This window comes from Micromonospora sp. NPDC049101 (assembly GCF_040648675.1).
GTDB lineage: Bacteria > Actinomycetota > Actinomycetes > Mycobacteriales > Micromonosporaceae > Micromonospora.
In genome coordinates, this window is the sequence record NZ_JBEZED010000010.1 from 230,304 (window position 1) to 256,378 (window position 26,075).

General features: G+C 72.3%; 29 protein-coding genes. 19 read left to right on the forward strand and 10 right to left on the reverse strand.

The genetic code is table 11. The features are described from left to right. Positions 1–59: 59 nt before the first annotated feature. The 4 genes from AB0B57_RS16540 (at position 60) to AB0B57_RS16555 (ending at position 2,292) form a co-directional block, all read left to right on the forward strand. Positions 60–692: a LysE family transporter gene (locus AB0B57_RS16540; protein ID WP_357069843.1), complete on the forward strand. Its 633-nt coding sequence runs from the start codon at positions 60–62 to the stop codon at positions 690–692. A 104-nt stretch (positions 693–796) separates the two neighbouring features. Beyond that, positions 797–1,459 carry an acVLRF1 family peptidyl-tRNA hydrolase gene (locus AB0B57_RS16545; protein WP_357069845.1) on the forward strand — a complete coding sequence of 221 codons (663 nt, stop codon included), beginning with the start codon at positions 797–799 and terminating at the stop codon, positions 1,457–1,459. Between the two features lie 135 nt (positions 1,460–1,594). Continuing rightward, positions 1,595–1,888 carry a muconolactone Delta-isomerase family protein gene (locus AB0B57_RS16550; protein WP_357069848.1) on the forward strand — a complete coding sequence of 98 codons (294 nt, stop codon included), beginning with the start codon at positions 1,595–1,597 and terminating at the stop codon, positions 1,886–1,888. A gap of 44 nt (positions 1,889–1,932) precedes the next feature. Continuing rightward, the gene (locus AB0B57_RS16555; protein WP_357069850.1) at positions 1,933–2,292 is read left to right on the forward strand and encodes a nuclear transport factor 2 family protein; all 360 of its coding nucleotides are present in this window, start codon (positions 1,933–1,935) and stop codon (positions 2,290–2,292) included. A 108-nt stretch (positions 2,293–2,400) separates the two neighbouring features. Here the strand turns inward: AB0B57_RS16555 and AB0B57_RS16560 are convergent, their stop codons facing one another. After that, on the reverse strand, positions 2,401–3,321 hold the full coding sequence (locus AB0B57_RS16560; protein WP_357069853.1) for a neutral zinc metallopeptidase: 921 nt from the start codon (positions 3,319–3,321) through the stop codon (positions 2,401–2,403). A gap of 265 nt (positions 3,322–3,586) precedes the next feature. Between AB0B57_RS16560 and AB0B57_RS16565 the strand changes: the two genes are divergently transcribed. Beyond that, on the forward strand, positions 3,587–5,191 hold the full coding sequence (locus tag AB0B57_RS16565) for an ABC-F family ATP-binding cassette domain-containing protein (RefSeq protein WP_357069855.1): 1,605 nt from the start codon (positions 3,587–3,589) through the stop codon (positions 5,189–5,191). A gap of 21 nt (positions 5,192–5,212) precedes the next feature. On the opposite strand, the gene AB0B57_RS16570 is transcribed toward AB0B57_RS16565, so the two are convergent. Beyond that, the gene (locus AB0B57_RS16570) at positions 5,213–5,812 is read right to left on the reverse strand and encodes a cadmium resistance transporter (RefSeq protein WP_357069857.1); all 600 of its coding nucleotides are present in this window, start codon (positions 5,810–5,812) and stop codon (positions 5,213–5,215) included. A 215-nt stretch (positions 5,813–6,027) separates the two neighbouring features. Here AB0B57_RS16570 and AB0B57_RS16575 point away from each other — a divergent pair, with 215 nt between their 5' ends. The 3 genes from AB0B57_RS16575 to AB0B57_RS16585 all read left to right on the forward strand — a co-directional run bounded on the left by AB0B57_RS16575 (position 6,028) and on the right by AB0B57_RS16585 (position 9,160). Then, positions 6,028–6,255, forward strand: a complete 228-nt coding sequence (locus AB0B57_RS16575) for a helix-turn-helix domain-containing protein (protein WP_007462679.1) — start codon at positions 6,028–6,030, stop codon at positions 6,253–6,255. A gap of 46 nt (positions 6,256–6,301) precedes the next feature. Continuing rightward, positions 6,302–7,069 (forward strand): enoyl-CoA hydratase/isomerase family protein, encoded by a 768-nt coding sequence (locus AB0B57_RS16580; protein WP_357069859.1) that lies wholly within the window; start codon positions 6,302–6,304, stop codon positions 7,067–7,069. A 114-nt stretch (positions 7,070–7,183) separates the two neighbouring features. Further along, positions 7,184–9,160, forward strand: coding sequence for an ABC transporter ATP-binding protein (locus AB0B57_RS16585; protein WP_357069949.1), 1,977 nt, complete (start codon positions 7,184–7,186; stop codon positions 9,158–9,160). A gap of 39 nt (positions 9,161–9,199) precedes the next feature. Here the strand turns inward: AB0B57_RS16585 and AB0B57_RS16590 are convergent, their stop codons facing one another. The 7 genes from AB0B57_RS16590 to AB0B57_RS16620 all read right to left on the reverse strand — a co-directional run bounded on the left by AB0B57_RS16590 (position 9,200) and on the right by AB0B57_RS16620 (position 14,076). Beyond that, a complete protein-coding gene (locus AB0B57_RS16590) occupies positions 9,200–9,610 on the reverse strand; it encodes a hypothetical protein (protein ID WP_357069861.1) in 411 nt (136 codons plus the stop codon). Between the two features lie 84 nt (positions 9,611–9,694). After that, the gene (gene mug / locus AB0B57_RS16595; protein WP_357069951.1) at positions 9,695–10,252 is read right to left on the reverse strand and encodes a G/U mismatch-specific DNA glycosylase; all 558 of its coding nucleotides are present in this window, start codon (positions 10,250–10,252) and stop codon (positions 9,695–9,697) included. Between the two features lie 143 nt (positions 10,253–10,395). Beyond that, positions 10,396–11,157 carry an SDR family oxidoreductase gene (locus AB0B57_RS16600; RefSeq protein ID WP_357069863.1) on the reverse strand — a complete coding sequence of 254 codons (762 nt, stop codon included), beginning with the start codon at positions 11,155–11,157 and terminating at the stop codon, positions 10,396–10,398. Then, the gene (locus tag AB0B57_RS16605; protein ID WP_357069865.1) at positions 11,142–11,687 is read right to left on the reverse strand and encodes a hypothetical protein; all 546 of its coding nucleotides are present in this window, start codon (positions 11,685–11,687) and stop codon (positions 11,142–11,144) included. The genes AB0B57_RS16600 and AB0B57_RS16605 overlap by 16 nt, the downstream gene beginning before the upstream one ends. Beyond that, positions 11,684–12,502, reverse strand: a complete 819-nt coding sequence (locus AB0B57_RS16610; protein ID WP_357069868.1) for a DUF692 domain-containing protein — start codon at positions 12,500–12,502, stop codon at positions 11,684–11,686. Before AB0B57_RS16610 ends, AB0B57_RS16605 begins: the two co-directional genes overlap by 4 nt. Next, a complete protein-coding gene (locus AB0B57_RS16615) occupies positions 12,499–13,422 on the reverse strand; it encodes a TIGR04222 domain-containing membrane protein (protein WP_357069871.1) in 924 nt (307 codons plus the stop codon). Before AB0B57_RS16615 ends, AB0B57_RS16610 begins: the two co-directional genes overlap by 4 nt. Before the next feature lie 81 nt (positions 13,423–13,503). Continuing rightward, on the reverse strand, positions 13,504–14,076 hold the full coding sequence (locus AB0B57_RS16620) for a helix-turn-helix domain-containing protein (RefSeq protein ID WP_357069874.1): 573 nt from the start codon (positions 14,074–14,076) through the stop codon (positions 13,504–13,506). Positions 14,077–14,154: 78 nt separating this feature from the next. On the opposite strand from AB0B57_RS16620, the gene AB0B57_RS16625 reads away from it, so the two are divergent. The 3 genes from AB0B57_RS16625 to AB0B57_RS16635 all read left to right on the forward strand — a co-directional run bounded on the left by AB0B57_RS16625 (position 14,155) and on the right by AB0B57_RS16635 (position 16,842). Next, positions 14,155–15,015: a carbon-nitrogen hydrolase family protein gene (locus tag AB0B57_RS16625; RefSeq protein WP_357069876.1), complete on the forward strand. Its 861-nt coding sequence runs from the start codon at positions 14,155–14,157 to the stop codon at positions 15,013–15,015. Between the two features lie 65 nt (positions 15,016–15,080). Next, positions 15,081–15,725, forward strand: a complete 645-nt coding sequence (locus AB0B57_RS16630) for an HAD family hydrolase (RefSeq protein ID WP_357069879.1) — start codon at positions 15,081–15,083, stop codon at positions 15,723–15,725. Between the two features lie 184 nt (positions 15,726–15,909). Continuing rightward, positions 15,910–16,842: an RIO1 family regulatory kinase/ATPase gene (locus AB0B57_RS16635; RefSeq protein ID WP_357069881.1), complete on the forward strand. Its 933-nt coding sequence runs from the start codon at positions 15,910–15,912 to the stop codon at positions 16,840–16,842. A gap of 42 nt (positions 16,843–16,884) precedes the next feature. On the opposite strand, the gene AB0B57_RS16640 is transcribed toward AB0B57_RS16635, so the two are convergent. Further along, a complete protein-coding gene (locus tag AB0B57_RS16640; protein WP_357069883.1) occupies positions 16,885–17,133 on the reverse strand; it encodes a DUF2630 family protein in 249 nt (82 codons plus the stop codon). A gap of 480 nt (positions 17,134–17,613) precedes the next feature. Between AB0B57_RS16640 and AB0B57_RS16645 the strand changes: the two genes are divergently transcribed. The 8 genes from AB0B57_RS16645 (at position 17,614) to AB0B57_RS16680 (ending at position 26,071) form a co-directional block, all read left to right on the forward strand. Then, complete coding sequence (locus AB0B57_RS16645; protein ID WP_357069953.1) at positions 17,614–18,891, forward strand: cytochrome P450; 1,278 nt, start codon at positions 17,614–17,616, stop codon at positions 18,889–18,891. After that, the gene (locus AB0B57_RS16650) at positions 18,888–19,799 is read left to right on the forward strand and encodes a terpene synthase family protein (RefSeq protein ID WP_357069887.1); all 912 of its coding nucleotides are present in this window, start codon (positions 18,888–18,890) and stop codon (positions 19,797–19,799) included. Before AB0B57_RS16645 ends, AB0B57_RS16650 begins: the two co-directional genes overlap by 4 nt. Beyond that, positions 19,796–21,427, forward strand: a complete 1,632-nt coding sequence (locus AB0B57_RS16655) for a prenyltransferase/squalene oxidase repeat-containing protein (RefSeq protein WP_357069890.1) — start codon at positions 19,796–19,798, stop codon at positions 21,425–21,427. The genes AB0B57_RS16650 and AB0B57_RS16655 overlap by 4 nt, the downstream gene beginning before the upstream one ends. A 97-nt stretch (positions 21,428–21,524) precedes the next feature. Then, positions 21,525–24,158, forward strand: a complete 2,634-nt coding sequence (locus tag AB0B57_RS16660; RefSeq protein WP_357069892.1) for a nitrate- and nitrite sensing domain-containing protein — start codon at positions 21,525–21,527, stop codon at positions 24,156–24,158. Between the two features lie 89 nt (positions 24,159–24,247). Then, positions 24,248–24,667 (forward strand): roadblock/LC7 domain-containing protein, encoded by a 420-nt coding sequence (locus tag AB0B57_RS16665; protein WP_355032793.1) that lies wholly within the window; start codon positions 24,248–24,250, stop codon positions 24,665–24,667. Between the two features lie 5 nt (positions 24,668–24,672). Next, on the forward strand, positions 24,673–25,059 hold the full coding sequence (locus AB0B57_RS16670; RefSeq protein WP_357069895.1) for a DUF742 domain-containing protein: 387 nt from the start codon (positions 24,673–24,675) through the stop codon (positions 25,057–25,059). Continuing rightward, a complete protein-coding gene (locus AB0B57_RS16675; RefSeq protein ID WP_357069898.1) occupies positions 25,040–25,651 on the forward strand; it encodes an ATP/GTP-binding protein in 612 nt (203 codons plus the stop codon). Before AB0B57_RS16670 ends, AB0B57_RS16675 begins: the two co-directional genes overlap by 20 nt. An 84-nt stretch (positions 25,652–25,735) precedes the next feature. Next, positions 25,736–26,071, forward strand: a complete 336-nt coding sequence (locus AB0B57_RS16680; protein WP_357069901.1) for a YciI family protein — start codon at positions 25,736–25,738, stop codon at positions 26,069–26,071. Positions 26,072–26,075: the final 4 nt, after the last annotated feature.

The following is a 26,075-nucleotide window of genomic DNA, read 5'->3' on the forward strand; positions in this document are numbered from 1 at the left end:
ACTGCCGTGCGCCGACAGCGGCCGATCCGGGGACGAGCCTCGATCCGTCGCCCGTCGTCGTGAGCGGCGCGTTTTTCGGCGGCCTGGTCGCCGGCTACGGCGTTGCCATCCCGGTCGGCGCGATCGCGATCCTCATCCTGGGGCTCAGTGCCCGTACCTCGTTTCGGGTCGGTGCGGCCGCGGCGCTCGCGGTGGCGACGGCCGACGGGCTCTACGCGGCGCTCGCGGCGTTCGGCGGCGCCGGCCTGGCCGGGATCATCGCGCCGGTCGCCGGCCCGCTGCGGGTGGTCGCCGCCGTGGTCCTGCTGGGGCTTGCCGCGCACGGCCTGTGGCGGACCTGGTCGGCGCACCGCTCGCGGCTGGCGCCGTCGGCACCCGCTGGTCGGGGCCTGGGCACTCCCGGGCGGGCCTACGCGGCGCTGCTCGGGTTGACCCTGCTGAACCCGGCGACGGTGCTCTACTTCGCCGCGCTGGTGCTCGGTCGCCGGGACGCGGTCGCCCCGGGCGCGGTCGACGCGGCGCTCTTCGTGGCCGGCGTGTTCGTGGCGTCGGCGAGCTGGCAGCTGCTCCTCGCCGGGGGTGGCACGGTGGTCGGCCGAGCGCTGGCCAGCCCGCGTGGTCGCCTGGTCACCGGTCTGGTGTCCAGCGCGCTCATCGCCGCCCTGGCGATGGCCACGCTGCTGTCGAGCTGAGCGCGACGGCCCGGTCCCGCTGTGACGCGACGGCCCGGTCCCGCTGTGATGTGTGGTCACCGCCCGGGGGCCCGGGTGGGCTCGTCGTGCCGTACGGTCGGGCGGTGACCAGTCGACCAGCAGCCGGGGGCGGCCGGTGGGTCGAGGTCGACCCGGCCCGCGTCGGCCGCTGGGTCGAGGGCTTCGCCGACCGGCACGGCCCGCCCACCACCACCGCGCGGGAGTACGGCCTGCTGCTCACCGCCCCCGACGGGTCCACCGCCGAGCTGTACGCCCCACCCGGGGCGCCGGCCAGCGTCGACGTCGCCGAGTTCGTGGCCCAGGCCGTCACGCCCCGCCGGATCGGCCTCCTGCTGGCCCGCAAGGGCGCGGTGGCCATCGGCGTGGCCGAGGGCGCCGACCTGGTCGTCTCCAAGGTGGACACCCGGTACGTGCAGGGGCGCACCGCCGCGGGGGGATGGTCGCAGCACCGGTTCGCCCGGCGGCGCGACAACCAGGCCAAGGCGGCGCTGGGTGACGCGGCGGACCTGGCCGTACGGCTGCTGTTGCCGGAGGCGGCGCGGCTGACGGCGGTGGTCTGCGGCGGTGACCGGCGGGCGGTGGACACGGTGCTGGCCGACCGGCGGTTGGCCCCGCTCGTGCCGCTTCGTGCCGAGCGGTTGCTCGACGTGCCGGAGCCCCGCCACGCGGTGCTGGTCGCCGCGGTCGGCGCGGCGCGGGCGGTGTGGATCCGACTGCGTGACCCGGCACCTGCCCAAGCGGAGTGACGTCGGCGGTCGGTATGACCGCCGGAGGGACCGTCGCCAGGCTCAGCGGCGCGTCGGCGGTCGGTGTGGCCGCCGGAGGGGCCATCCCCAGGCAAAAGCGCCTCACCGACGGGTCGGCGGTCGGAGGATGAGCAGGTGGAGTTTCTGGTTGACATGGTGACCACCGTGCCGCAGGGCACGTCGGAGGATGCGGTCGCCGACATGCGCAGCCGGGAGGCGGCGCGCTCGGCTGAGCTGGCAGCGCAGGGCGGTCTCCTGCGACTGTGGCGACCGCCCCTGGCGCCGGGGGAGTGGCGTACGTGGGGGCTCTTCCAGGCCGACGACGCGGATGAGCTGGAGGTGATGCTCGCGTCGATGCCGCTGCGCGCCTGGCGACGCGAGACGGTGACGCCGTTGACACCGCACCCGAACGACCCCGGCCCCCGGTAGTCCCGGGTGCTTCGCCGCTCCGCCTGATCACCAGGGAGATCATCATGCCCGAGGCGCAGATCCTGCGTACGGTTCTCGACCTGTGGAAATCGGCTGTCGACGCGCACGAGCCGGATCGCGTCGCGTCGTGCTTCACCGACGACGCGATCTTTCAGGGGCTGCGTCCGTACACGGTCGGGCGTGCCGGAGTCGCCGCGTACTACGCCGCCCAGCCGCTCGGCCTGACCGCCAGCTACGACATTCGGGAGATCCGTCGACTCGCCGACGATGTGGTCCTCGGCTACCTGGAGGTGGAGTTCGGCTTCACCGACCGGCCGCCCCTGCCGGCCCACCTGGGTGTGCTCCTGCGCCGGGTCGACAACGACTGGCAGATCAGCCACTACCAGCTCTCACGACTTCCCTGACCCGGCGCCCGTGCCCGCCCCGCCCGCCCGGCCCGCCGCGCTCGGGTCGATCATGGCGTTGTGGTGGTGGACGCGGTGGGCACCACCACAACTCCTTGATCGACGTGGTCAGAGCTGGTCGGTGGCGAAGGTGTCGCAGGTCTTCGGGTCGCCGCGGTCGTAGCCCTGGGTGAACCAGCGCTTGCGCTGCTCGGACGTGCCGTGGGTGAACTGGTCCGGGTTGACCCGCCCGCCGGAGCGTTCCTGGATGCTGTCGTCGCCGATCGCCTCGGCCGTGTTGACGGCCTCACTGATGTCGGTCTCGGTGATCGACGTGAACAACGGCTCCTGACCGGTCTTGTCCTTGCTCTCGGTCGCGTGCTTGGCCCAGGCGCCGGCGTAGCAGTCGGCCTGCAACTCCAGCCGCACGGAGGCGGAGCGGGGGCCGCTCTGGTCGCCCTGGCCGGCCTTGGCGTTGGTGCCGAGCAGGTTCTGGATGTGGTGGCCGTACTCGTGGGCGAGCACGTAGGGCTGGGCGAACTCACCCTTGGCGCCGAACCGCGACGCCAGCTCGTCGTAGAAGCTCAGGTCGATGTACACCTTCCGGTCGGCCGGGCAGTAGAACGGGCCGACGCCGGAGTCGGCCTGACCGCAGCCGGTGTTCACGGCGGCCTGGAAGAAGTTCGTGATGGTCGGCTCGTACTTGCCGTTGCCCAGCTCCGGGTACGTCTTCTGCCAGTAGGCCTGGATGCTGTTGACGTAGAGCGCGTTGCGGCAGCGCACGTCTTCGAGGTGCTGGGGGTTGCTGGTCGCGCACACCTCCTTGAGGTCGGTGCCGCCGGCCTGGCCCGTGTCGTCGCCGTTGGTCATGGCGTTGAGGCCGAAGCCACCGCCGAGCAGCGCGACGAGCACGGCCACCACGATGCCGATGATGCCGCCACGGCCGCCGCCGCCGGGGATCGGGAAGCCGATGCCGCCGCCGGATCCGCCACCGCGGCCCACGTCGTTGACCTGCGAGGTGTCGATTTCGGCCCGCTCGTTGAGTTCCATGCTGACCCCGATCGCCGTATGTCGGTGAGTGTCGTCTGTGTGTCGTTTCGTCCCACGAGGTGCCGGACAGGGTCCGGACAGGCGTTCGGTACCCGATGATCTTGATCGGTAATCCGGGCGGGTCGCCGGGGAGCGCCCGGTACACTTGTCCCCGTGCCGCGCTGCGAAGGCTGAACCGCCCCGCGCCGACGGGCCCATTTCGCCCGCCGGCGCTTTCGCGTGCCCGTGAGTCAGCCTTCCAGACCCCGAGAGCGAGTCCCACGAGATGATCACTGCCACCGGCCTGGAACTGCGTGCCGGTTCCCGGATCCTGCTGTCCGACACCACCCTGCGCGTGCAGCCGGGTGACCGGATCGGCCTGGTCGGTCGCAACGGCGCCGGCAAGACCACCACGCTGAAGGTGCTCGCCGGCGAGGGGCAGCCCTACTCCGGCCAGATCGACCAGCGCAGCGCCATCGGCTACCTCCCGCAGGACCCGCGCACCGGCGACCTGGAGGTGACCGGCCGCGACCGGGTGCTCTCCGCGCGCGGCCTGGACGTGCTGATGTCCCAGATGCAGGAGATCGAGGCCCGCCTCGCCGAGGACGCCACCGACAAGCTGGTCCGGCGCTACGGCGCGCTGGAGGACCAGTTCGCCGCGCTCGGCGGGTACGCCGCCGAGGCCGAGGCCGCCCGGATCTGCGCCAACCTCGGTCTGCCCGACCGGGCGCTCGCCCAGACCATCGGCACCCTCTCCGGCGGCCAGCGCCGGCGCATCGAACTGGCCCGGATCCTGTTCCGCGACGCGGGCGAGAACGGCGGCGGCATCCTGCTGCTCGACGAGCCGACCAACCACCTCGACGCCGACTCGATCACCTGGTTGCGCGGCTTCCTCGCCAACCACAAGGGCGGCCTGATCGTGATCTCCCACGACGGCGCGCTGCTGGAGTCGGTGGTCAACAAGGTCTGGTTCCTCGACGCCACCCGCTCCGTCGTCGACGTGTACAACCTGGGCTGGAAGGCGTACCTGGAGGCGCGCGAGACCGACGAGCGGCGCCGCCGTCGGGAGCGGGCCAACGCGGAGAAGAAGGCCGGCGCGTTGATGGCGCAGGCCGACAAGATGCGGGCCAAGGCGACCAAGACCGTGGCCGCGCAGAACATGGCCCGCCGCGCCGAGAAGCTGATCTCCGGCCTGGAGGAGGTGCGGGTCGCCGACCGGGTGGCCAAGGTGCGTTTCCCCAACCCCGCGCCGTGCGGCAAGACCCCGCTCACCGCGACCGGCCTGTCCAAGTCGTACGGCTCGCTGGAGATCTTCACCGACGTCAACGTCGCGGTGGACAGGGGCTCCCGGGTGGCCATCCTCGGGCTCAACGGCGCCGGCAAGACGACCCTGCTGCGGATGCTCGGCGGGCTGCTCACTCCGGACACCGGCGAGGTGCACGCGGGCCACGGCCTGCGGCTGGGCTACTACGCCCAGGAGCACGAGACGCTGGACGTGGAGCGGACCGTGTTGGAGAACATGCGCGCCGCGGCGGTCGAGCAGTCCGACACCGACCTGCGCAAGATCCTCGGCGCGTTCCTCTTCTCCGGCGACGACGTGAACAAGCCGGCCGGTGTGCTCTCCGGTGGCGAGAAGACCCGGCTGGCCCTGTCCACCCTGGTCTGTTCCGGCGCCAACGTGCTGCTGCTCGACGAACCGACGAACAACCTCGACCCGGTCAGCCGGGAGCAGGTGCTCGACGCCATCGCCAACTACCCGGGCGCGATCGTCCTGGTCACCCACGACCCGGGCGCGGTGCTGGCGCTCAAGCCGGACCGCGCGATCCTGCTGCCCGACGGCGACGAGGACGCCTGGAGCGACGACCTGCTCGAGCTGGTCGAGCTGGCCTGACCGGGATGGGTGGGCCTGCTCTCAGCCGAGCAGGTCGACGAGCCGTCCGAGCACGCCGGAGCTGACCAGGATCACCACCCCGACACCGATGAAGATCGTCGGCACCAGCCAGGCGCCGGCGCGTTCGACCAGCCGCACCACCCTGCGGTGCCCGCCCAACCAGGCTCCGGCGGCGCACCAGAGCGCGATCAGCAGCACGAAGACCAGCAGGAACACCGCACTGTCGGCGGCACCGACGGCTCGGAACACCGGCACGTAGACGGCCACGTTGTCGGCGCCGTTGGCGATCGTCACGCCGGCCACACCGAGCATGCCGGTGACGACCGCCGGGGTCTCGTCGTCGTCGGAACCCCGCAGCGCGCGGACGCCCAGCGCGATCGGCAGCAACCCGAGCAGCCCCGTCCACGGGTCCGGCACCACCAGCAGGCCAGCCGCGATCACCGCGCTGGCCAGTGCGAGCGCGCCGATGCCGAGGTATTGACCGGCGACAATCTGCCAGGGGTGGGGCCGTCCGGTGGTGCGGGCCGCGACGAAGAACAGGGTCAGGATGACGATGTCGTCGATGTCGGTGGCGGCGAAGACCACGGCGGCTCCGGCCGCGGTGCCCAGCAGGTCGATCACGACCGAAGGCTACGGGTCGCCGGCAGCCGCCAGCATCCGGCGGTGGTACGCCCGGACGCCGCCCGAGGTCGATTGCCAGGATCACTCTATCGGGAAGCTGACATTGCATAGCGTGTCGGTTGGCGAAGAGTTGATATCTGGCGCATGATCGTTCGAGGCGGTCTAATAGGTGGGACCGTATCCGAACCGCACAGTCTGGGACGTGAGGACACAGCATGGCAGCCACTGGCACAGCCACCAGCACTGAGAAGGGTCGCCGGATCGTCGGAGCCGAGCGTCAGACGCTCGCCAAGGACCTGGTAAAGCGGTACACGTCGGGGGAAAGCATCCGCGCGTTGGCGGCCTCGACCGGCCGTTCCTACGGGTTCATCCACCGAGTGCTCACCGAGTCAGGGGTGCAGCTGCGTCAGCGCGGCGGTGCCCGGCGCCGCAAGAAGGCGTGACCCGCCTCCCCGCGTCGTCGACAAGCGCGACGCCCCGGCCCGCCCGGTGACCACCGAGGCGACCGGGGTTCGGTTGACCTGCGACGGGCCGGTTGCCACGGTGACGTTGTGCCGGCCCGACGTGCTCAATGCCCAGACACCCGCGATGTGGCGGGCGATGAGCGACTTCTCCCGCGATCTGCCCGGCGACGTGCGGGTGGTGGTGGTCCGGGGCGAGGGGCGTGCGTTCTCCGCCGGCCTCGACCTCGCGGTGGCTGGCGCTTCCGGTCCCGGCTCCTTCGCGGAGCTGGCCACGCTGCCCGAGCAGGAGTGCGCCGAGCGCATCGCGGAATTCCAGGCGGGCTTCACCTGGCTGCACCGCCCGGACGTCATCTCCGTCGCGGCCGTGCAGGGGCACGCGATCGGCGCCGGCTTCCAGCTCGCGCTCGCCTGCGATCTGCGAGTGTTGGCGGCAGATGCGAAAATGTCGATGGCTGAGGTGACCCTCGGCCTGGTGCCCGACCTGGCCGGCACGAAGCGCCTCGTGGAGCTGGTCGGCTACGCGCGGGCACTGGAGATCTGCGCGACCGGCCGCCGGCTGGACGCCGCCGAGGCGGACCGGATCGGGCTGGCGACCCTGGTGGTGCCACCAGCCGAGCTGGACGGCGCGGTCCGCGACCTCACCGCCGGGCTGCTCGCCGGTGCCCGCGACGCGGTGGTGGAGATCAAGGCGTTGCTGGCGGGCGCGGCCGGGCGGTCGCACGTCGACCAGCAGCGCGCCGAGCGGGAGGCACAGACCCGCCGACTGCGCGATCTGGCCGGCCAGGGAGAATAGGTAAGGACCGGGCGGGAAGATCCGGGTTACGACCGAGGTTGTCACACTCGTCGGGAGAATTGACCTGACGGTGCAGTCCGTCCGACGACCCGGAGGTGAGCGATGTCCAACCCGATGTCCGGCGGTGGCATGGCCGGGTGGAGCATGCTCCGGGCGATGCGCAACAGCGACGAGGTCTCCACGCACCGGCTCAAGCGCGGGGTCGCCCGACGGATCGTGGCCTTCGCCCAGCCCTACCGGCGTGACATCGTCGTCTTCCTGTTCACCGTGGTCCTGGCCGCCATCATCGGCGTGGCCACACCGGTGCTCGCCGGCGACGTCATCAACGCGATCAACCGGGGCGGCACCGAGGCCGGCCGGCTCGTGGTGCGGCTGGCCCTGTTCATCGCCGGGCTGGCGGTCGCCGACGCCCTGCTCTCGCTGGCCCAACGATGGTATTCGGCCCGGATCGGCGAGGGCATCATCTACAACCTGCGCACCCGGGTCTACGACCACGTGCAGCGGATGCCGTTGCAGTTCTTCACGCGCACCCAGACCGGGGCCCTGGTCAGCAGGCTCAACAACGACGTGCTCGGCGCCCAGCGGGCGTTCACCTCGACGTTGTCCGGCGTGGTCAGCAACGTCATCCAACTCGTGCTCACCGCCGCCGTGATGTTCACCCTCTCCTGGCAGATCACCGCGCTCTCGCTGGTGCTGTTGCCGATCTTCATCATCCCGGCCCGCCGGGTGGGCCGGCGGCTGGCCGACATCACACGCGAGTCGTACAACCTCGACGCCAAGATGAACGCCACCATGACCGAGCGGTTCGGGGTGGCCGGCGCGCTGCTGGTGAAGCTCTTCGGTCAGCCGGAGATCGAGGCCCAGCGGTTCGCCGGGCGGGCCGAGCGGGTGCGCGACATCGGCATCCAGTCCGCGATGTACTCCCGCACGTTCTTCGTGGCGATGTTGCTGGTCGCCTCACTGGCGCAGGCGCTCACCTACGGCCTCGGCGGCTGGCTCGCGGTGACCGGCGGCGTCAGCGCGGGCACCGTCGTGACGCTCGCACTGCTGCTCACCCGCCTGTACGGCCCGCTCACCGCGCTCTCCAACGTCCGGGTGGACGTGATGAGCGCGCTTGTCTCGTTCGACCGGGTCTTCGAGGTGCTCGACCTGCAGCCGGGCATCGTGGAGAAGCCCGACGCGGTGGTGGTGCCCCGGGGCGCCGGCCGGGTCGACTTCCGGGATGTGCGGTTCCGCTACCCGAGTGCCGCCGAGATCTCCCTGGCCTCCCTGGAGGAGGTCGCCACCCTGGACCGCACCGTCAACGAGCCGGTGCTCAAGGGGGTCTCGTTCAGCGTGGAGCCGGGGCAGATGGTCGCGCTTGTCGGCCCGTCCGGCGCCGGCAAGTCGACGCTGTCCATGCTCATCTCCCGGATCTACGACGTCACCGACGGGCAGGTGCTGGTCGGCGGGGTCGACGTGCGGGACGCGACGCTCGCGTCCCTGCGCGACGAGATCGGCGTGGTCACGCAGGATTCGCACCTGTTCCACGAGACGATCGCCGAGAATCTTCGCTACGCCAAGCCGGACGCCACCGACGACGAGATCTGGGCCGCGTTGGCCGGCGCGCAGGTCGCCGACCTGGTCCGCGCGCTGCCCGCCGGGCTGGACACGACCGTCGGCGAGCGCGGCTACCGGTTCTCCGGCGGCGAGAAACAACGCATCGCGATCGCCCGGCTGCTGCTCAAGGCCCCGTCGATCGTGATCCTCGACGAGGCGACCGCACACCTGGATTCGGAGAGCGAGGCGGCGGTGCAGCGGGCGCTGTCGGTGGCGCTGGCCGGGCGTACCGCGCTGGTGATCGCGCACCGGCTCTCCACCGTGCGCGACGCCGACCAGATCCTGGTCCTCGACGGCGGTCGGATCGTCGAGCGGGGGCGGCACGAGGAGTTGGTCGCGGTCGGCGGGCTCTACGCCGAGCTGTACCGCACCCAGTTCGCGGTCGCCGACTCGCCCAGGCCGTTCGTCGACGCGACCGGCCCCGAGCCGGTGGTCATGCCGCTGGGCACGTACCGCGCCGACGAGGTGCTGCCGCCCGCCGCCGCCAACTGACGTTCGGCGGGCGGGCCGTCGACTCCGGGCCCGCGTGACTCAGTCGGCCACGAAGGCCGCGATGGTGCCGGCCAACGGCGTGCCGGCGAACACACCGTAGGCGGCGACGAGAGCGGTGGAGGCGACGCACCACCGGTAGAGGGTCGCCGGGCAGCGGCGGCGCGTCGCCACCAGCACACCGACCCCGACCACCGCGAGCAGGATGCCGGGCACCGGCCCGAGCAGAGTGAGGTAGAAACCCGGCACGCCGAGCAGCCAGCCCGGCAGGACGAAGGTCCAGGTCGGCGGGTACGGCCGGGGGGCCCACAGGTAGGGGACGACGGCCGCGGCGAGGTAGGCCGCCACGCTGTACAACTGGATGCCGACAAGCGTTCGGATCGGCCCGGTGGACACCTCAACGGGGGTCTCGACTGTCGAACCCGGGGCCGTGCCGGCGGACACATCCGTCATTGTCACTCCACTGTGGTGGCATCGCGGTCTGCGCTGAGGGTAGGTGTGCGCGTGCCGCGCGACAAGCTCGTCGCCGACCGCTGGTCAGACCGCCGCCACGCGCAGTTCGGCGAAGGCCAGGCCCAGGGTGACCGGGGTGAAGTGTGCGTTCAGGCCGCTCGGGTTGGGCAGCACCCACAGTCGGGCGCCGGCCAGCGACTCCGGCTGCGGCCCGAAGGTGGCCTTCGGCCGTCGAAAACCGATCCGGTACGCGGTCACCCCCACCACCGCCACCCAGCGCGGCCGGTACCGGGCCACCTTGTCGGTCAGGATCGCCGCGCCGTCGAGAAGTTCCTCGGTGCTCAGCTCGTCCGCGCGGGCGCTGGCCCGGGCGGCCATGTTGGTGATGCCGAGCCCGAGCGCGGGCAACTCGCCCTGTTCGCTCGGGTGCAGCAGGCGGGGGGTGAACCCGCCCCGGTGCAGGGCGGGCCAGAACCGGTTGCCGGGCCGGGCGAAGTGCCAGCCCGTCGCGGCCGACCAGAGGCCCGGATTGATGCCGACGAAGAGCACCGCCAACCCCGGCGCGAGCACGTCGGGAATGGTCCGATCGGCCGCCGCCGCCAGATCCGCCGGGGTGGGTCGGGTGGTGTGCCGCGCGTTGATCGACTCGGGTTCCTGAAAGTCGACGTGTCCTGGTCGCGTCGACCGCCCGGTTTCCGTGAACCCGAGTCGATCAACGGCCGGGTGGTCAGGCTCGGCCTTCTCGGGCGACGGCACGGCACGGGCAGGTCGCGCCCTGTCGGCGGTCACAGCCCGCGCAGCGCGCCGCCGTCGACCGGCAGGGTGATGCCGGTGAGGTAGCTCGCGGCGGGGGAGAGCACGAACGCGGCCACCCGGCCGAACTCGGCCGGGTCACCGATGCGGCGCAGCGGGATGGTGGCCTCCGCCTCGGCACGGGCCCGCTCCGGGTCGCCGGTGGCCCCGAAGAGCTCCCGGTTGCGATCGGTCATGATCCGGCCGGGCAACAGGCCGACCACCCGTACGCCGCGCGGACCGTAGTCGTCGGCGATGTCCTTGGCGGCCCCGACCAGGCCGGGCCGCAGGCCGTTGGAGATGCCGAGGCCGGGCACCGGACCTCGGGCCGAGGTGGAGAGCACCAGCCCGATCGCACCGCCCTCGGGCAGCGCGGCGGCGATCGTGCGGACCGCACGGATGGTGCCCAGGAAGACGGTCTCGAAGGAGAGCCGCCACTGTTCGTCGCTGATCGCGGCGGCGTTGCCCGCCGGTGGCCCGCCGACCGAGATCAGCGCGCCGTCGAGCCGGCCGAAGTGGTCCCGGGCGGCGGCGACGAGCTGCTCCGGCGTCTCCGGGTCGGCCAGGTCGGCGGTCAGCCCGACGGCGTGCTCGGGACCGCCGAGCTGCTGCGCGGCGGCGGCCACCGCGTCCGGGTCCCGTGCCGAGAGCACCACCCGCGCCCCGTCCGCGACCAGGCACCGCGCGGTCGCGAAGCCCAGGCCGCGGGAGGCGCCGGTGAGGACGTACACGTGGTCGGTCAGTCCGAGATCCATAACTCCGATCCTGCCGCATCCGGTACGGCGTCGCCAGCAACGGTGGACACCCGTGGGGCGGGGCGCAGCAGGCGTACCCGGCCGGCGATCTGCACCGCGACGGCGCCGCCGGCGCGGCCCACCGCCGGCGTCCGGCGCGGACGCGGCGTGCCACGCCCGTCGTAGCGCAGGCGGGCCTCCCGGACGGCCAACTCCTCGGCGGCCACCGGGGGCAGCGCCTGCTGGTCGCGCAGCTCGCGGGCCAGGTCCCAACCGTCGCGCAGTGATCCGGCGGTGGGTCGCCGGGCGGCCCAGTCGGCGAAGGTGGTCGACCAGCCGGCGCCGAGGCCGGCGGCGAGCAGTGGCCACTGCCGGGCCACCTCGCCGGCCCGCTTGCGCAGCAGGGCCGCGCGGGTCGCGGCCAGCGGGCCCGGCGCGAACCCCGCCGGTGGCGCACCCCCGGCGACCAGCGCCGCGACCAGCTCGGCCTGCCGCTCGGCGAGCCCCGCGCGGGGCGTGGGCGCGGCGTCGCCGTCGGGTGGGCCAGTCATGTCACGGCCGGGAAGCCCGCCGCGGCGGCCAGGGCGTCCAGTTCGGCGCGCAGCTCGGCGGCCGGCGGGTAGTGGCCGTCGCGTTCCAGCAGCAGCGCCGGGGGCCGGTGCCGTGCGCAGAGCGCGTCGACCAACTCCAGCACCGCCGACGGCACCGGGTCGGTGTGGGTGTCGTGGTAGAACCCGCCGTGCTCCGCGCCGCCGGCCACGTGGGCGTACGCGACGCGTTCCAGCGGCAGCCGGTCCAGCAACGCCAGCGGGTCGGTGCCCCGGTTGCGGGCGTTGGCGTGCACGTTCGCCACGTCCAGCAGCAACAGCGCCCCGGTGCGGTCGAGGATCTCGGTGAGGAAGTCCGCCTCGTCCAACTCGTCGTCGGGCCAGTCGACAAGCGCGGCGATCGGTTCCAGCGCGATCGGCACCGGCAGCTCGGCCTGTGCCCGTGCCACGTTGGCGCAGACCGCGGCGACCGCCTCCCGGCTACGCGGCAGCGGCAGCAGGTGCCCGGCCTCCAGACCGCCCGCTCGGACGAATGCGATGTGCTCGCTGACCAGCGGCGCGTCCAGACGGTGCGCCACCGCCGCCAGGTGCGCGACCCGGGCCGGGTCGACCGGCTCCGCGCCGCCGAGCGAGAGCCGCACCCCGTGCGGTACGACTGTCACCGCGCGCTCGCGTAGCTCGGCCAGGCCGGGTGGGAGCGGCCCGGTGGCGGACACCGCCTCGGCCACCACCTCGACGAAGCGCAGCCCCGGCAGCTCGGCCACGAAGCCGGCGATCTCCGACCGCCAGCCGATGCCCACCCCGGACGGCCCGGTCATCCGCCGCACCCGCCGCCACCGCCGCAGCCGCCACCTCCACCACCGCAGGAGCTGCCGCCATCGGAGCTGTCGCCTCCGCCGCTCCAGCCGTCGGAGCCGCCCGTTGAACCGCCGCTGCTGGAGATGGCCTGGCGCTGGATCTCGGCCTGCTCGGCGAAGCCGGGGTCGAGCGCCCAGAGCGAGGCGGTGCCGTACAGGGCCACGCCCATCGCCGCGCCGGCCGCTCCGTAGGTGGCGTAGGCAGGCGCGGAGTCGGGTGCGAGGTGGGTGTGCTGGCGGCGGATGTCGCGCAGCGCGGCGCGTCCGGCCCTTGTCTGCAGGGGTGCCCGGCGCAGCACCAGCACGATGGTGAGGAGCGGGACCAGGGTCAGCAGCAGGTAACCGACCGGGTGACCGTTGACCAGTCCGGAGATCAACCGGAACACACCGAAGACCAGCAGGATGGCCAGGAACGCGATCCAGAAGCCGTAACCTTCCCGCTGCCTGTGGCTCGTCAGCAACCCGCGCTGCTCCAGGTCTTTGCGGATCTGGTCCAGCGCGGAGCGTACGTGTCGATGCTGCCGCAGGTCCCGGACCCGCGAGTGGTGGTGGGCGGCCCAGTGGATGCCTTGTTCCAGCGGGGTGAGCCCGGTCGGCGCGGCGCCGACGGTGGTCAGCCGACGGTCCGGTCGCACGGCGATCGCACCGCCGCCGCGCAGCCCGCCCAGCGCGGCGTTCATGGCGAGTTGGGGGCCACCATTGAGGTACGCGACCTGCTGCGGCCCGAGCGGATCGTGGGTGGTCCGCCCGTGGGCGGTCAGCGGGCGGATCCGGTAGTAGGCCACGATCGCCACCGCCACGGCGGCCGCCACGAGGTAGTACCGGAGGAAGGTCGAGCCGGGGATGCCCCAGGTGTCGCCCGACGCGGCGTTGACGATCATCGACTGCTCCTGTCACCGGAGGGTTCGGCGGCCCCATTGTGGAGCAGCCTCGCCAGGGCCGGCGGACCGGTGCCCACGCCGTCAGGGACGGCGGACGGCCTCCTCGACGAGGTCGAGCACCGGCCCCAGGTCACCGGCCGGTCGGCCCATCGCCAGGTGCAGCACCAGGCCGTCGTAGGCCAGCTCCAGGAACTGGGCCAGCACGTCGATGGGGACGTCCTCGCGCAGCACTCCGGCGTCGCGCTGGCGCGCCAACCGGTCCCGGGTCGCCTCGGCGATCGCGGCGGACCGCTCGGCCCAGCGCTTGGCGAACGCCGGGTCGGTGCGCAGCCGGCGGGAGACCTCCAGTTGGCTGCCCAGCCAGCCGGTGGTGTCCGGCGACATGGCGCGGGCGAGCAGGTCGCGCATCACCTGCACCAGACCGTTGCGGGCCACCGTCTCGACCATGGCGGCGGCATCGTCCTCGGCGACGGCCAGGAAGAGCGAGTCCTTGTCGCGGAAGTGGTGGAAGATCGCGCCACGGGACAGGCCGGTGGCCTCCTCGAGGCGGCGTACTGTCGCTCCCTCGTAGCCGAGCCGGGCGAAACACGCCCGCGCGGCGGTGAGAATCTCCTGCCGGCGCGCGTCGAGCTGGTCCTGGCTTACTCTGGGCACGCGTCGATCGTCGCAGGTCACCCCGGGGGCGTGCAAACCGTACGTACGGCTTGGAATGTCGCCGTCTACCATCGCCCGGTGACCCCGCCCCACCCCGTGCCCACCGCCCCGCTGACCGTGGCCACCGTCCAGGCGACGCCCACGCCGGGTGACGTCGCCGGAAACGCGGTCGCCGCCGCACGTCTGGTTCGCCAAGCCGGTGAGCTGGGCGCCCGGGTGGCCGTCCTGCCGGAGTTGTTCCTCTGCGCGTACCACCCGCCGACCCTCGCCGCCGATCCGGCCGGCACGGACGTCGCGGCCGATCCGGCCGGTGACGTCGCGGATCCCCGGCTCGACCCGCTGCGCGTCGCGGCGCGCGAGGCCGGCGTCACCGCGCTTGTCGGTGCGGCCGCCCGACACCCGGACCGACGGCGGACCATCGCCGCGCTGGTGGTCGACCGGGCCGGCGCGGTCCGGGTCGGCTACGACAAGCAGCAACTGTGGGGCGGCGAGCGCGAGCTGTTCCGCGCCGGCGACCGGGGTGCCACGCTGCTCGTCGACGACTGGCGACTCGGGCTCGGCATCTGCTACGACGGCTGTTTCCCGGAGCACGGCCGGGCCGCCGCCCTCGACGGCGCACACGGTTACCTGTGCCCCAGCGGATACCTGGCCGGCTCCGAGCACCGCCGGGACCTCTACTACGCGGCGCGAGCCCTGGACAACACCATGTTCGTGGTCTTCGCCAACGCGGTCGGCGGCGTCGACCCGTGGCGGTTCAACGGTGGTGCCGCGATCTACGACCCAGAGGGACGGGTGCTGGCCCGGGGCGCCGACGAGGGCACGGAGGTGCTGGTGGCGACGCTGGACCCGGCCGCGCTCGCGGCCACCCGATCGGCCCATTCGATGCTCGCCGATCGACTCGCGGACCAGGGCGGCCCCCGGTCGTCGATGTCCGGCTGAGCACATCGTCAGGTAGGTACCCGCTGCATCTGTTGGCGGACACGTCGGTCCCGTAGGGTGCCCGAGTGCCACTGCTCCTGCTGGACCTGGACAACACCCTGCTGGATCGGGCCGGGCCGTTCCGCCGCTGGGGTGAACGCTTCCTGGACGGCATCGGCGCGCCCCCCACCGACATCGACTGGCTGATCTCGATCGACGCCGACGGGCTGACCGACCGTTGGGACCTCGCCGACGCCATCCGGGACCGCTACGAGCTGCGCATCCCCTCGATCGACCTGGTGGAGGACCTGCACGACGGGGTGGTGGAGCAGACCCGGCTCGACCCGCTGACCGCCTGCGCGCTGCGGATCGCCGACGACGCCGGCTGGGTGCCGGTGGTGGTCTGCAACGGCACGCTACGCGTCGACGACGCCAAGATCCGCCGGACCGGCCTGGACCGCTACGTCGCGGACTGGGTGATCTCCGAGGAGGCCGGGGTCAGCAAGCCCAACCCGCGGATCTTCGCCCTTGCCGCCCAGCGGGTACGGATGCCGCTGCGCGGTGCCTGGGTGGTCGGCGACAGCCCGGAGGCCGACATCGGCGGCGCCGCCGCGGTCGGGCTGCCCAGCGTCTGGCTACACCGGGGTCGCACCTGGTCGGACGTCCGGTTCGCGCCCAGCCGCACCGTGGACGGGCTGATCGCCGCGGTCGCCACCATCCTCGCCCGCTAACGCCCGCCGCGCGGGCGGGACTCGGTAATTCGGTTGACCGGTCGACGCGCCGCGACGAGCATTGTCGGCGCATGGTGCACCCCGGGCGTGTGTCCGGTCGAGGGAGAAGGAGGTCAGCCGTGGCTGTCTTCGCCTGTCGCTTCCAGCTGCCTTTCTCAGCCTCGACCAAGGGAACCTCACCACAGTGCGCGATCACGACCTTCCGGCGCTGGAGCGCCGGAGCCGCGGCAAGAGCCGCTTCGACGACGACGAACCGCAGTTTCTGAAGCGCGGGCGGCACACCGAGCCGCCCGCAGACCCGGACAGCGACCCTGACCCGGCCACCGGCGAGCGCTGGTCGTCCTGGGACGACGCCGTCCACGGACCCGAGCCGCACCCCGACTGGCTCGTCACCGAGTTGGCCGCCAAGGACACCGAGTTGGGTGTGTTGAAGACCGGCAAGGAGGCGGACGTCCACCTGGTCCGCCGGGCGGTGCCCGACACCGACCGGTCCTGCCTGCTGGCGGTCAAGCGTTACCGCGACCCCGAGCACCGGCTGTTCCACCGGGACGCCGGCTACCTGGAGGGTCGCCGGGTGCGCCGCTCCCGGGAGAACCGGGCCATGGCCGGCCGGACGGCGTTCGGCCGGCAGATGATCGCCGGGCAGTGGGCGGCCGCCGAGTTCGCCGCCCTGGCCCGGCTCTGGGAGATCAGCGCCGGGAACGACCGGATCGCCGTGCCGTACCCCGTGCAACTGCGGGGCACCGAGCTGATGTTGGAGTTTGTCGGCGACGCCGAGTCCGGGGAGGCGGCACCCCGACTGGCCCAGCTGCGACCCGGCCCGGCCGAGCTGCGCGACCTGTGGGCACAACTGGTGGAGGCGCTGCGGGTGCTGGCGCGGGCCGGCTACGCCCACGGCGACCTGTCGCCGTACAACCTGCTCGTCCACCGGGGTCGACTGGTGGTGATCGACCTGCCGCAGGTGGTCGACGTGGTGGCGAACCCGCAGGGGCCGGAGTTCCTGGCCCGGGACGTGCGGGTGGTCGGCGCCTGGTTCGCGGCCCGGGGTCTTCCCGCCGAGCAGGCCGACCCCGCCGCGCTGACCGGCGAGCTGTTGCACGAGGCGGGCCTGCGCTGATCGGTGCGGGTCGGGCGGCGCGGGCCGCCCGACCCGCCACGGTTACTGTAGGTAGCGCTCCACCTCGGGCTTGGGCCGTTCGCCCTGTGCGTCCGGGTCACCGTGGGTGTCCCGGGCGGCCCGCCTGCGGCGCAGGAGGTCCCAGCACTGGTCGAGGGACTCCTCCAGGGCGCGCAGCCGCTCGCTGGTCTCGCCCTCGGTGCCCGACTCGTGGGCCTGGGCGTCCGCCCGCAGCTTGTGTTCCTCGTCGACCAGCTCGGTGATCCGGTTCAGGATGGTCTTGTCGTCCATGACAAGAGCCTGGCACAGGGTGCCGGGCATCGCCCGGATTCGGTCGTTCCGCCGGGTCGGCGTGCGGGGCGCGGGTCGGGCGGGGCCGAACCGGTGATTCCTCGCGCGGGCCCGACCGGCGGACAACAAGTGACGTTCATCACTATCGAAGATCACCCCCGCCGGTCCGGGATCCCGACCGCCGTCACCTGCGACATCCACCGCGTGCGCTCATTTCTGCGCTCCGATTCTCCGGAAACACAATCCTTGCGCATGAAAATTTCACGTACTGCGCCTAGAAGAAATCGGTTACCCGATGGCATGCTCCAAGAATACCTAACTCCGCATAGTCGTTCCGCGACACCGAGTATCCACAAGGGAGTGTCAGTTCCCGTGGTAGCACCTCAGACCGTGCCGGTTCAGCCACGCCGAGCGGGCTCGGTCCCGCTGCGCCACGTGGTGCCCAACCTGTTCCGCGATCCGGCCCGCACCCTGGTCGAGATGGGCGAACGGTCACAGGGCGAGGTGGTGAAGCTCAGCCTCGGTGCGTTCCGGCCCTACCTGGTCACCCGACCGGAGCACCTGCAACGGGTTCTGCGCGAGAAGTCCGACAACTACGTTCGCGCCGGTGACGGTCTGCAGTGGCGCCCGCTGAAGCGGTTGTTCGGTGACGGCATCCTCAGCGACGGCGAATACTGGAAGAACAGCCGCCACGTGCTCCTGCCGCTGTTCACCGCTCGGCGGGTCGACTCGCTGGTGGACCGGCTGGCCGAGGCGATCGAGGATGCCGTCGACGAGCTCGACGAGCCGGCCCGCACCGGTCAGCCCGTCGACATGGGCACCGTCCAGGCCCGGATCGTCTGCTCGGCGATCATGCGGGTCTTCTTCGCCGACAAGATCTCGGTGCCGCAGGCGATGCGCATCATGCAGGCGCAGGACGCGATCGCCTCGTCGGTGATGCCGCGGCTGATGGTGCCGTGGGCGCCGTTGGCCATGCCGATGCCCGGCGACCGGGCCTTCCGTGGTGCCGTCCAGGTCATCGACGACACGCTGCTCCCGATCGTGCGCGCGGCCCGGGAGACGGCCGAGACCGACGGCGACGACATCATCTCCACGTTGTGGCGGGGTCGCACGGAGGCCGGTGGGCGGCTCGACGAGCGGCAGGTCCGCGACGACACCGTCTCCATGGTCGCCACCACCACCGAGACCACGATCAGCGTCCTGACCTGGCTCTGGCCGCACATCGCCCAGGACGAGCAGATCGCCGGGCGACTGTACGAGGAGATCGATCGGGTGGTCGGTGACGCGCCGGTCCGACGTGAGCACCTGCGCGAGCTGCGCTACACCCGACAGGTGCTCGACGAGCTGCTGCGGCTCTACCCGATCGGCTGGCTCTTCCCACGCTCGGCGGTGGAGGAAGACGTGATCGGCGGCGTCCGGATCGAGGCCGGCGCCACGCTCGTGGTCAGCCCGCTGATCACCCACCGGATGTCCGCCTTCTGGGACCGGCCCGACGTGTTCGACCCCGACCGCTTCGACCCCGAGCAGGTCCGACACCGGCACCGGTACGCGCACTTCCCCTTCGGCGGCGGCCCGCACCAGTGCATCGGCATGTACCTGTTCTACCTGGAGGCGACGCTGATCGTGGCCACCGTGCTGAGCCGGTTCCGCTTCAGCCTGCGACGGCAGGCCGTGCCCGGCATCAAGGTTGCCGCCGCGCTGCGTCCCCTTCAACGGGTCGAGGTGACCCTGCGGCCGGTACGGGGCGGCTCGGCATGACCGCGAAGCTCGCGTCGCCGCCGGCCGTCGGTGGCGACCAGATGGCGCTGGCCGCGGAGCAGGGCCGGATCTGCGCACTCGCCGCGAAGGGCCAACGTGACCTGGCCGAGCGTGCCGCCGCGTACCCCGATCTCTTCCCGGCGCGACCGTTCGACCCGGCGCTGTTCGGCAACGTCGCGATGGCCATCGCGTTCGGGGCGCCCTGGTGTGACCTCGACCAGTTGCGCGTCACGAACCGGGCCGTGCTCTGGGGCTTCGCGGTCGACTGGCTCGTCGACCACGAGGCGCGCAGCCGCGACGAGATCGATCGGTTGACGGCGGGTTGCCTCGCGGTGGCCGCGGGTGGGTCACCGGCCGAAGACGACTCCCTCGGCCGCTTCCTCGCCGAGTTGCGCGACGAACTGGCCGCCGTGCCGGCGTACGCGACCCACGGGGCGGTGTGGCGCAGCGAGTTGCGGACGATGTTCGACGCCATGGCGCGGGAGTGGGACTGGAAGCAGAGCGCCGACACCGGCGTGCTGCCCACCCTCGACGAGTACCTGGCCAACGCGGCGAACCTCGCCTGCACGGTGGTCAACGTCGCGCACTGGATCCACTCCGACGATCCCGCGACGCTGGCCCACCTCGACGCGCTCGTGGCGGCCAGTGACCAGGTGCAACGGATCATCCGGCTGGTCAACGACCTGGCCAGCTTCGAGCGCGACAAGCGGTGGGGTGACCTCAACGCGTTGATGGTGGTGCCGGAGCGGGCCGACGTCGAGCGGCGGATCACCGAGCTGGTGGCGTACGCCCGCGACCTGCTCGACCCGTTACGCGCCACCTGCCCGGTGCCGGCCGACTACCTCGCCCGGCAGATCGGCTTCAGCACGGGCTTCTACGGGTCGACCGACTTCTGGGGCGTGTCGTGACCCCCGCGCCGGCCACCGGTGCCCGCGACGAGTCGGCGGTGGCCGCGTCGGCCCGGGAGTTGCTCGCCGCCCTGGTGCTGGAGCCGGCGGGCCGGGTCAGCCCGTCGGTGTACGAGACCGGCCGGGTCGTCGCCGACGCACCGTGGCTCACCGGTCACGACCGACGGCTGCGGTATCTGCTGGACGCCCAGCGGGCCGACGGCGGTTGGGGTGGTGCCGGCGGCTACGCCGTGGTGCCGACGGTGAGCGCGGTGGAGGCGCTGCTCAGCACGCTGCGGGGCACCGAGGACTCCGTCGGAGACCCGCTGGCCGCCGCGGCCACCCGCGGGTTGGAGGTGCTCGCCGACTGGCTCGGCAGGGGCACTCCGCTCCCGGACACACCGGCGGCCGATCTCATCGTGCCGGCCCTGGTGGAGCGGATCAACGACCACCTCGCGTTCTTCGCCACCCGCGACGACCGGAGGTTCGCCGACGGGCTCCGTGCCCTGCCCGGCGGGGACCGACGGCGGCTCGACGCGGTACGCGCGCTGGTGGGCAGCGGACGTCCGGTGCCGCAGAAGCTGGTGCACGCCTTCGAGGTGCTCGGGCTGGTCGCGCGCCGGCACGCTGGCGTGTCCCCGGTCGCCGGGGCCGTCGGCGCGTCACCGGCGGCGACCGCCGCCTGGATCGGCGACCCGGCGACGCCCGGCGCCGACCCGGAGACGTTGGCCTACCTGCGCGATGCTGTCGGCCCTCTCGACGGGCCGGTGCCCTGCTGTACGCCGATCACCGTGTTCGAGCGGGCCTGGGCGCTGAGCAACCTGGCGCGAGCGGGAGTGCCGGTCCGGCCCGCCCCGAAGCTGGTCGCCGAGTTGACCGCCGCGCTCGGGCCGCAGGGCACACCGACCGGGCCGGGGCTACCCGCCGACGCGGACACCACCTCGGTCACGCTCTACGCGCTCGCCCGCTTCGGTCACCCGGTGGACCCGGCGAGCCTGCTGCACTTCGACCTCGGCACCCACTTCTGCACCTGGCAGGGGGAGGATGGCCGGTCGGTCACCACCAACGCGCACGTGTTGGAGGCACTCGGCTGGCACGCCCGGCACACGTCGGCGGGTGCGAGCCGCTACGCCGACCGGGTGGTGGCGTTGGCCGGGTGGCTGGGCGACGAGCAACAGCCCGACGGCTCCTGGGCCGACCGCTGGCACGCGTCGCCGTACTACGCCACGTCCTGCGTCGTGGCGGCCCTGGACACCTACGCCCCGGCCGACATCGCCGGACCGGCGGTGGACCGGGCCGTGGACTGGTTGGTCGCCACCCAGCGGGCGGACGGGGCCTGGGGGCGCTGGGCGGGCACCGCGGAGGAGACGGCGTACGCCCTGCACGTGCTGCTCGGGGTGCGTCGACCGGCGCGCCCGGGGGTGCCGGAGGCGATCGGCCGTGGGCTGCGTCGTCTGGCCGAAGTGGACGATCGCGACGAGCATCCTCCACTGTGGCATGACAAGGATCTCTACGCCCCCGTGCTGATCGTCCGTGCGGCAGTCCTCGCCGCCCGGCAGTTGGCGATAACCAGGTCCGACCTGGTCAACAGCTCGGGCCCGGTCGCCGTCGCGCGTCCGTACGGTGGTCACATGATCGGCAGCGCTTGAGCATTGGCCCCGGACGCTGCTAGCGTGCGCCGGGGTCGATGCGTGCATGACGCACTCCTGACTGAACAATCACACAGGCCGCGCCAGGGACGGTGTAATGGGTTCCCGCAGTACGAATCTGCGTACCAAGGTTGTTGCTCTTCTCGTCTCGCTTGTCGCGCTCTGGGGCTTCACGGCCTGGGTCACCGTCCGGGACGGGGTCAACCTGCTCGGTGTGCAGACGCTGGACACCAAGGTGTTCGATCCCACCGAGCCGCTGCTGTTGCAGTTGCAGTCGGAGCGTCGGGCGTCGCTGACCTACCTCGGCCAGCCCGACGAGGCGCAGCGCGCCGCGCTGGCCCAACTGCGGCAGCGCACCGACGAGCTGGCCGCGACGTTCACCAGGTCCACCGAGGACTGGCAGGTCGGCACGCTGGGCAGTGACGCCCTCGACCAGCGGATCAAGGCTCTCATCACCGGCCTGAACGATTTGAACAAGACCCGCACGGCGGTCGACGACCGCAGCATCGACCGGGCCGGGGCCATCGCGACCTTCACCGGCGTGATCGAGTCGATCTACCGGGTGTACGACGTGCTCGGCAACCTCGACGACGACCAGGTCGCCGAGGACACCGCCGCGCTGATCGGCCTCAACCGGTCTCGGGAGCTGCTGTCCCAGGAGGACGCGCTGCTGGCCGGTGTGCTGGCCGCCGGGCGGATCACCGCGGCCGAGCGGGCGGAGTTCACCCGGATCGTCGGTGCCCGGCAGTTCGCCGCCTCCTCGGCGCTGGTCCGGCTCCCCGCCAGTGACCAGGGTCGCTACCAGGCGATGTCGACGGGGCCCACCTTCACCCGGCTGACCGTCCTGGAGACCCAGGTCATGCAGGGCGCTGGTGCCGGCCGCCCGCCGCTCACGGCGACGGAGTGGGGCGACACCACCGGCCCGGCGCTCACCGAGATCCGTGCGGTCGTGCTGGCCGGCGGTGACGGCGTCGTCGACCGCGCCACCCCGGTCGCCGTCGGCGTCGTCGTCCGGCTGGCGCTGGCCACCGGCCTCGGTCTGCTCGCCGTCATCGCGTCGATCATCGTGTCCATCACCACCGCCCGCGCCCTGGTGCGGCAACTGGAACGGCTGCGCGGGGCGGCCTTCCGCCTCGCCAACGAGCGGCTGCCCGGTGTGGTCGAGCGGCTCGGTCGCGGCGAAGAGGTCGACGTGGCTACCGAGGCGCCACCCCTGGAGTTCGGCACCGACGAGATCGGCCAGGTCGGCAAGGCCTTCAACGCGGTCCAGGAGACCGCGATCCGCACCGCCGTCGAGCAGGCCGAGCTGCGGCGCAACGTCCGCGAGGTCTTCCTCAGCCTGGCTCGGCGTACGCAGGCGTTGGTGCACCGCCAGCTCACCCTGCTCGACGCGATGGAGCGGCGCGAGCACGATGCGGAAGAGCTGGAGGACCTGTTCCGGGTCGACCACCTGGCCACCCGGATGCGGCGCAACGCGGAAAACCTGATCGTGCTCTCCGGCTCCACGCCGGGGCGGGCGTGGCGGCGCAGCGTGCCGATGGTCGACGTGGTGCGTGGCGCGGTCGCCGAGGTGGAGGACTACACGCGCGTCAACGTGCTGCCACTCGGGCCGGTCTCACTCGCCGGCCGCGCGGTCGGCGACATCATCCACCTGCTCGCCGAGCTGATCGAGAACGGCCTGTCGTTCTCGCCGCCGCACACCACGGTGGAGGTTCGCGGCCAGTTGGTGGCCAACGGGTTCGCCCTGGAGATCGAGGACCGGGGCCTCGGCATGAGCGAGGAGGACCTGGCCGCCGCGAACCACCGCATCGTCGACCAGTCCGAGCTGAACCTCGCCAACGCCGCCCGGCTGGGGCTCTACGTGGTGAGCCGACTGACCGAGCGGCACGGCGTACGGGTCCGGCTCAAGGAGTCCGCGTACGGCGGCACCACGGCGGTCGTGCTGATCCCGCGCGAGTTGGTCGCCGAGACCGGTCCGGGCGCGGAGGACTCCGGCGAGATGCGGACCGGGTCCCCGGCCATCGCACTGCCGTCGACGGCGAGCGGCACTCCCGCTCTCGACGCGGACAGCGGCGGCCGACCGGCCATCCTCGCGCCGGTCGCGCTGGCCACCGCACCACACGTACCGGGCTCGGCGGCACAGGGCACGCCGGATCCGGTGGACCAGACCGACCCGCTGGCCGCGGACAGCACCGCGACACAGCCGGGGGAGGGGAGCGTCGTGGAGGCCGGTCTACCCACCCGACAGCGGACGACGCCGGCGACCGATACGCCGGAGTTGCCGATCCGTGCCCGCCGGGCCCTGGGGCAGCCCGCCCTGGAAGCCCCCACGGTGCCCACCGGCCTGCCGGCCGTTGATGCTTCCCGGCGGGCGGACAGCGCCGTCGAACCCGCCGTCAACCGTTCGCAGCGGGCGGACAGCGTCGTCGAGCCCGCTCTCGGCGACGGGCCGGTGCCCGCCGGGGCCGAAACGGACCGCACCCACTCGGGCCTGCCGGTCCGGGTGCGGCAGGCGAACATCGTCCCCGAGTTGCGCGACGACCCGACGGCCAGCGAGACCGACGACGACGACGTGGTACGTCCGCCGGAGCAGGTGCGCCGCATGATGAGCTCGTACCAGACCGGCACCCGGCGAGGTCGGACCGACGCGGCGAGACTGCTCGGCGGCGCGTCCGATGGCCCGCCGACGGGAACGTCCGAACCTACCGACGAGGATCCCACCGCTACCTGACCCGACCGCCGCGGACGCGGTTTCGCACGAAGTGACGGTCAGCCCGAGACGAGTACGGCGCATGAGCCGGGCGAGAAGAGGACGACGAAGTGGCGCAGAAGACGGCTTCGAGTGCCGACCTGACGTGGTTGCTCGATGACCTGGTGGGCCGGGTGAAGCAGGCCGAGCACGCGGTCGCGCTCTCCACCGACGGTCTGTTGATGGCCTCCTCCCAGGGGTTGAGCCGGGACGACGGCGAGCATCTCGCCGCGATGGCGGCCGGTATCCAGAGTCTGGCCCGGGGCGCCGGTAAGCGCTTCGGTGGCGGGCAGGTGCAGCAGACCATCATCGAGATGCAGTCGTCGTTCCTGTTCGTCACCGCGGCCGGCCGCAACGCCTGCCTGGCGGTGTTGGCCAGCGAGGACGCCGACGTCGGGCTGATCGCCTACGAGATGGCGATGCTGGTGACCCGCGTCGGCAAGTACGTCGCGTCGCCGTCGCGCACCGAGCAGCCGGCCGGCGAGAGGTAGCGGCGATGACGGTGAAGGGAGAGTCAGCAGAGCAGCAGTGGGTGGACGACCACGCGGGGCCGGTGGTGCGCCCATACGCGGTGACGCGCGGGCGGGCCCGCCCGGTCACCGGCACGTTCGACCTGATCTCCCTGGTCACCGCGACCCGAGCCGAGGTAACGCCGGAGGTTGGTCTCGGTCCGGAGCACCTGGCGATCGTCGGGCTGTGTCAACGCATACAGTCCGTCGCCGAGATCGCCGCCCATCTTGATCTGCCGGTGGGCACCATCCGGGTGCTCCTCGGTGACCTGGCGGCTCGCAGCCTTGTGCAGGTCCGCGAGCCGCAGACCACGGCCGGCCTTCCCGACAACAGCATCTTCGAGGCGGTAATCAATGGACTACGGGCACTCTGACCGGCCGGCGGGAGCGACCCCACTGCCCACCGCGATCAAGATCCTGGTCGCCGGCGGCTTCGGTGTGGGCAAGACGACCATGGTCGGCGCGGTCAGCGAAACCCGACCGTTGCGCACCGAGGAGGTGCTGACGGAGTCGGGGGTCGGCATCGACGACCTGTCCGGGGTGGAGGGCAAAACCACCACCACCGTGGCCATGGACTTCGGTCGGATCACCATCAGCGACGACCTGGTGCTGTACCTGTTCGGTACGCCGGGTCAGGACCGGTTCTGGTTCGTCTGGGACGAGCTGGCGTTGGGCGCCATCGGCGCGGTGGTGCTGGCCGACACCCGCCGGCTCGCCGACTGCTTCCCGTCGATCGACTACTTCGAGGGCCGGGGCACGCCCTTCGTGGTGGCGGTGAACTGCTTCGCGGGTTCCCGGCAGTATCGGCTCGACGAGGTGCAGGCCGCGCTCAACCTGGACCCGGGGGTGCCGGTGCTGCTCTGCGACGCCCGGCAGCGCGAGTCCAGCAAGGAGGTGCTCGTCACGCTGATGGAGCACGCCATGAAGACCCGCGAGGCCCGCCGCCGCGCCGCCAACGGAAACTGACCGGGTTTTTTCCGGGGAGAGTGTCCGGAACGCTGTCGGCCGATCGTCATGCTGGCGACACCCCGAGAGACCAGGGAGCGACCAGTGAAGTACCTGATGTTCGTGTGCAGCGACACCGAGCCGGACACCGACCCCACCGAGCTACCCGACATCCACAGGTGGGTGGCGGAGAACGACTCTCGTGGCCGCCGCCTCACCGGCAACGTGCTGGCGGCGACCAACGCGGCCACCACCGTCCGCGTTCGCGGCGGTGAGCTGCTCGTCTCCGAGGGCCCGTTCGCGGAGACCACCGAGGTGATCGTGGGCTTCGACCTGCTCGACTGTGCCGACCTGGACGAGGCGATCGAGGTGGCGCGCACCCACCCGATGGCCCGCGAAGGGCGACTGGAGTTGCGCCCGTTCGCGAACCTGTCCGACTGACGCA